At 36.7% G+C, this 6,405-nt stretch carries 5 protein-coding genes and 1 pseudogene; all 6 read left to right on the top strand.

The annotated features are described in order from the left end of the window. Nucleotides 1-563, top strand: a pseudogene (locus SOM12_RS24040) (type IV secretion protein Rhs); the annotation flags it as partial. A 58-nt stretch (nucleotides 564-621) separates the two neighbouring features. Further along, the gene (locus SOM12_RS24035; protein ID WP_320495880.1) at nucleotides 622-1,770 is read left to right on the top strand and encodes a DUF2931 family protein; all 1,149 of its coding nucleotides are present in this window, start codon (nucleotides 622-624) and stop codon (nucleotides 1,768-1,770) included. A 41-nt stretch (nucleotides 1,771-1,811) separates the two neighbouring features. Next, entirely contained in the window at nucleotides 1,812-3,239 is a 1,428-nt protein-coding gene (locus SOM12_RS24030) for a phospholipase effector Tle1 domain-containing protein (protein ID WP_320495879.1), read from the top strand. Continuing rightward, a complete protein-coding gene (locus SOM12_RS24025) occupies nucleotides 3,236-4,375 on the top strand; it encodes a DUF2931 family protein (RefSeq protein WP_320495878.1) in 1,140 nt (379 codons plus the stop codon). The genes SOM12_RS24030 and SOM12_RS24025 overlap by 4 nt, the downstream gene beginning before the upstream one ends. A 410-nt stretch (nucleotides 4,376-4,785) precedes the next feature. After that, on the top strand, nucleotides 4,786-5,046 hold the full coding sequence (locus SOM12_RS24020; protein ID WP_320495877.1) for a hypothetical protein: 261 nt from the start codon (nucleotides 4,786-4,788) through the stop codon (nucleotides 5,044-5,046). A 58-nt stretch (nucleotides 5,047-5,104) separates the two neighbouring features. Next, a complete protein-coding gene (locus SOM12_RS24015) occupies nucleotides 5,105-6,124 on the top strand; it encodes a DUF2931 family protein (protein WP_320495876.1) in 1,020 nt (339 codons plus the stop codon). Nucleotides 6,125-6,405: the final 281 nt, after the last annotated feature.

Here is a 6,405-nt window from a genome sequence, read left to right as displayed (position 1 = left end):
TTGTAGACTTTCAGGGCAATAATGCCGAATTGCCGATTGTACTGGGAACCATGACCAGCAGAAAGGAAAAAAGTGGTTATAGTACGCCTAATAATGATTTGAAAGTAATGCGAACCCGTTCTGGAATTACAGCCATTATGAATGATGCCGATGGAAGTGCTTCACTTGAAGACCCAAGCGGTAATAAGTATTTTATGGATGGAAACGGAAACACTACCATTGATGCACCTAAGAATTTAACAATAAATGCAGGAGAAGATATAATATTAAATGCAGGAAGAGATATATCAACAAGTGCAGGACAAAATATAACCGAAACTGCAATTGGATATAAAGAAACAACAACTGGATTATTTTATGGTATAGCTGTCGGTACTGATTATTTGATTAATGTGATAGGCAAGATGTCTGAATATATAAAGGGAAACAAAGAATCTCGTACAGAAAAGGACAGAACTAGAGTATCTAATGGAAAAATAGTAGCTCAAAGTCAAGGAACTCATGAGCAGCACTCCGAGAAAGAAATAAAAAACAATTCAGCAGAGAGTACTAGCATGTTTTAGTTATGGGCAAAATATAAATATTTTGAAAAAAACTTAGATAATACATAAAGACCATACGATGAAATATAAAATCATTACAGCAGTAATTTGTATGCTTATTGCTCAATTAAGTGCCTGCCAAATGAAAGATTTGAAGAGCGATAAAAAAAAAGAAAACATGAACGAAGAAAAAATTGAATGGGACGGAATGGTATGCACCCCAAAAGGATATCCTGCAACGGTTTTGTCTCCCAATGTATTTTATTCAAGTGGAGGCAAATACATAACCCTTATTCCTAATATGAGTTATACTGGAGGATCAGATTGGACAGGTTCTGCCCGCAGCTGGGCGAGTGAACCAAAACCTGCACCCGATCATTTGAGTATTACATGGTTTTCGGAAACAGAAAACAAAATTTACGCGGGAGAATTTGCTTTGCCACAGCAAAAAATCTACAATTTATTTAAGGAAGGGTATATGGACTATGGCATTCCAAATGATAGTGATGACGGTAAAGAAACTTTGCATTGGGAAACTTACAGTTCTCTCACGGTAGGGCTCGCACCAAAAGGTATGGTGGTGGTTTGGATCAATGGACAAAACAAGGTGGAGATTGGGAGGTATCAAGCTAGGGAATTGGACAGAAAAGAAGCTAATGAAGTATTTAAAAGGCATTTTAAATCAAGTGGCGATATGCCAGAAACCATTGATAAATCGGAATTTGACAGATTGACTCCTGAAGTAAAGGAAATAATAAAACAAGGAAAAATAAGCTGTAAGCAATGGGACGATTATAGGCTACGCTATAATTGGAAAGTGGAGTTTAATAAACCATTGGAAATGTATCATCATTATATTGGTTTTTTTAATAGCGAATATACCAGATGTTTAGCTCCAAAAATGAGTGAGGAAGAGTTCAATAAAACCATACTTGAACCTAGCGACAAAATAGTTCCAAATAAATTGGGAATGTATTTAACTGCCCAAAATCACAGAAATTACCTTATCAGGCTGGAAACACTCGATGAGCAGGAAACTATTGAGGCATTTAAAAAGCTGGAAGAGGCAAGCCCTAAAGCGGTCATAACCATTTTTATAACGGTCGATGATGATTTTAAAAGCTTTACAGTAACCTTAAAAAACGATAAGAAAGAAATCAAACTCGAAAAAGCGCTTTTGCGATTGTTTACTTTGGATAAAAGCAATGATTTGAAAAATCAAAAATAATCGATCTTAACAAAAAATCACAAACAGTAAATTGATTAATTATGAGCAAAACAACCATAGTAGAAGGAGATATTCTAGAGTTTACGGGAGGAAATAACATTAACTATGCCAAAGAAGGTATTGAAAATCATGCCCAAAAGGTAATGCAAATAGGCAAAGAGAAGGGAGTTTCACACGGAGATCCTACAACTTATGAAACGATTGAAAACCTAAAAGGAGTAAAAGTAACCGCAATAGTATTTTTTGATGGAACCAAAAACAATAGAAACAATACCTCTAGGCGATTAGACAAAGACAGCGATAGCAAAACCAGTAAAGAAAGTAAAGTAATTTATAAAAAAAATTATGAGGAAGAAAGCAGTTACGAAAACGGCTACTCTAACGTTGCTGCTTTGTCTTACATGGCAATTGAAGACAAAGAAAAAAAGATATTAGTAGATTATATTGAAGGTGAAGGTACTGAGGATGACCAGAAAGGAGATGCCATGGGTTTTGCCTTTGGCTCTGGTGATACGGGTATTCCTAAAAAAGTAAAAAAAGGCTTTACAAAAATTAAGGAAAAAATTAATGGGGTTTATAAAAAAGATGAAGAATATGTAAAAGAGCTGACCATAACTGTTTTTGGTTTCAGCCGTGGGGCAGCTGCAGCGAGAAGCTTTCTTACTACTACCAAAGCGGGGTTTAAAGAAAGTTACCCAAAAGCCGAGATAACGTATGCTTTTGCCGGTTTGTTTGATACGGTATCTTCCTATGAGCCCGAAGGCCACTTGGGTAAGTTAGGCGCGGCAGCCACTTATAATTTCAACAATGATGTCAAAGAATTAGGATTGAGGCTAGATGGTATGGTTAAGAAAGTGATACACCTTACAGCAGAAAATGAATACCGAGAAAACTTTTCGCTTACTACCATTGCCAGTTCTATTGCTGCAGGGGTGGGTTTCGAACTTCAAATACCTGGTGCGCACTCTGATGTAGGCGGTGGGTATGAAGAGTACAAACATGTAGAGAAAAGAGTTATACGTCCGTGGCTTGCGAGAAAACAGGAATGGATTAATGAAGGCTGGTATAATGAAAAACAAGTAATAACAACGGGACAAACTTACACAGGAACAAGGGAACTTGAAAACTCTTATCAATTTGTCCCATTGGCTATCATGATGTATTTTGCTAAAAAAAACGGTGTAAAATTTGAAGGATTTGATGATAATAAACGAAATAGGGACTTTAAAGTAATCGCTGAATTGGAGAATGTTAAAAACAAGCTTTTGAATTTAGCTATCGAAAAGGAGGGAGCGGTATCTTTAAAGGTTAAATTAAATAATATTCATGAGCTAAAACATATTCGTAATCGTTATTTGCACATTTCGGCAAATGATGACTCCATGGGTATGGAAACAAACAGACCTGATGGGCCTGGCACAATGAGACGCAATATTATTGAAGACAACGCATTAACGCCAAGCAAATGAAGCAAAAAATAATTATACTAATAACACTTATCCTAATTACGCAATTTAGTGCATGCCATAAGAAGGAAAACATAATTGAAGAAAACATGAATGAAGAAAAAATTGAATGGGATGGAATGGTTTGCACTCCAAAAGGATATCCTGCAACAGTTTTGTCTCCTAATGTATTTTATTCCAGCGGAGGCAAATACATAACCCTGATTCCTAATATGAGTTATACTGGAGGATCAAATTGGACAGGTTCTGCCCGCAGCTGGGCGAGCGAGCCCAAACCCGCTCCAGACCATTTAAGTATCACATGGTTTTCGGAAACAGAAAACAAAATTTACGCGGGAGAATTTGCTTTGCCACAGCAAAAAATCTACAATTTATTTAAAGAGGGATATATGAGATATGGCATTCCAAGTGATAGTGATGACGGTAAGGAAACCTTGCATTGGGAAACCTACAGTTCTCTCACGGCAGGGCTTGCACCAAAGGGAATGGTAGTGGTTTGGGTCGATGGACAGAACAAGGTGGAGATAGGGAGGTACCAAGCTAGGGAATTGGATAGAAAAGAAGCTAATGAAGTATTTAAAAGGCATTTTAAATCAAGTGGCGACATGCCAGAAACTATTGATAAATCAGAATTTGAAAGATTAACTCCTGAGGTAAAGGAAATAATAAGAAAGGGAAAAATAAGCTGTAAGCAATGGGACGATTACAGGCTGCGCTACAATTGGAAAGTGGAGTTTAATAAACCATTGGAAATGTATTGTCTAGATATGGAATTCTTTAATAGTGAAAAATTAGGTTATCTCCGACCTCATGAAACCCAAGAGAATTTCAATAAAATTATACTGGAGCCTAGTAGTAAAGTAGTTCCGAGTTATATGGGAATGTATGTCACTGCCCAAAATCACAGAAATTACCTTATCAGGCTGGAAACACTCGATGAGCAAGAAACTATTGAGGCATTCAAAAAGCTGGAAGAAGCAAGCCCGAAAGCCGTCATAACCATTTTTATAACGGTCGATGATGATTTTAAAAATTTTATCGTAACCCTAAAAAATGACAAAAAAGAAATAAAACTCGAAAAGGCACTTTTGCGATTGTTCACATTAGATAAAAGCAATGATTTGAAGAATCAGATGTAGTTTGTTTTGCTCAAGCAACAAAAACCCGCCCGATAGCGCGGATTTGTAATCCGTGCCCGCAAAGATTATTTTTCTATTTTATATAAAAAACAAAAGCTACATGATTCTTTTTAGCTTTTGTCTTGATAATTTGTCTTGTGTCTTATTGTTGCGGGCACGGATTGCAAATCCGCGCTATCTGGTGTATATTAACGGCAATCAACCCGATAGCGCGGATTTGCAATCCATACCCGCAAAGATTGGTTTTCTATTTTGAATAAAAACAAAAACTATATGATTCTTTGTAGCTTCTGTTTTGATAATTTATATTATGTCTTATTGTTGCGGGCACGGATTGCAAATCCGCGCTATCGGATTTTATAAAATCAGTCAGCAACAGTTTAAATAATTATGTAAACACCTGTAACGATTTGCGGAATAGCTATGTCGAAATGTATAATGGCGATCTGTACGATAAAAATTCTATAAATGAAGAATATTTATCGAAACTCAAACGAAAATCTTACCTGAATTATATTGACGAAGAAGTATTAAAAAAATTAAGAAACCAGTATCTGCACTGGTCTGTAAAAGCTAACGAACTGGGGCTTGGTTCTCGCGAGAGTCAGGCACCTGCCAAAGACGGCGCCTATGAAGGCCGATATAGAAAAAGAGAAATACACAATGGCTAAAACCTATATAAAAATAATAGTATGCTTTTTTATAGGCATACAGATAAACAGCTGTCAAATGAAAAATGAAAAAATACCCGAGTGGCATGCCGAAATGTGCCATCCTGCAAATAAGTATAGAATTGACATGGTAAAAGACGAAATTTTTACCCTCGAAGGCATTCGTGCAGGCATGCCTTATGGAGGTTCCTCAGGTACATGGGGCCGATCAGGCAAAATGTGGACGGAACAGCATGGTACACCCGTAGGGGTAGACCTAACCTATTATGCTGGTTATGATAATGTCTTTTACAGGTTAAAAATTGATCTTCCTGTAGAGCGGATGAAAGATTTGGTAAAGCGCAATTATGCTTATTGTGAAGCAAAAAATAAAACAATCGAGGAATATAAATATGAAGGTGATCCTGATTTATTGGGCGATGCTGATGAAACTTACAAATCCTATGATAGAATTTCCAGCCTTATTTTTGGTTTTGCGCCAAAAGGCATGGTAGTGGTTTGGGTAAATTATGGTTTAACGGTGATAGAAATTGGCAGATATCAGGCTAAAGTAATAACTGACACAAAAGAATTGGAATCTGCAAAGAAAAGATATTTAGATATCTGGCGTTTTTCACCTGCCCGCTTTGATGAGTTGGCAAAAGAATTTTCTGTTCCAGATGCCAATTGTAAGATTTGGGATATGTTCCGTCTACGATACAATTGGAAACCCGTATTTACCTCTGAGAATCCCAATTTCAGATTATTCACAATAAATACAGAGTATTACAATGGAGAAAAAGACCAAATGATGCGTCCATGGCTGCTAGAAAATAAAATAAGAGACAGGGCACTGCCAAATGTTTTTCAGTTTTTCTGGGAAACAGGAATAGGACAAAAATTTGAAGGAAGGATTTTCTTTAATCAAAATGAAATTTTCAGCCGTTTTAAAGGACTCTCAGGAAATAATGAAATTCAGATAAAAATTGCTGAAGACAACAGAAGTTTGAAAGTTTTATTAAACAATCAAAAACTGGAGGTTGACAGCATTAGAATTTATCCTAATAGCAAATGGGATTTTAATGATTCCTATAAATAACTTTTGAAATGCTTAATTGTAAAATGAAATTAACCCGCCCGATAGCGCGGATTTGCAATCCGTGCCCGCAAAGATTGGTTTTCAATTTTAAATAAAGACAGAAACGACATGATTCTTAGTGGCTTTTGTCTTGTAATTTGTGTTGTGTCTTATTGTTGTGGGCACGGATTGCAAATCCGCGCTATCGGGTTCCAGATTTAGTGCCATTCTGCAAAAGCCAGACGGCCATTGTAACCGCCAACGCAGATCCTGACGGACTTAGCGGTATACAGGTACAGATG

The sequence above is a fragment of the Flavobacterium sp. CFBP9031 genome (assembly GCF_034044945.1).
Classification (GTDB): domain Bacteria; phylum Bacteroidota; class Bacteroidia; order Flavobacteriales; family Flavobacteriaceae; genus Flavobacterium.
This window is presented reverse-complemented; position numbering and strand designations above follow the sequence as displayed.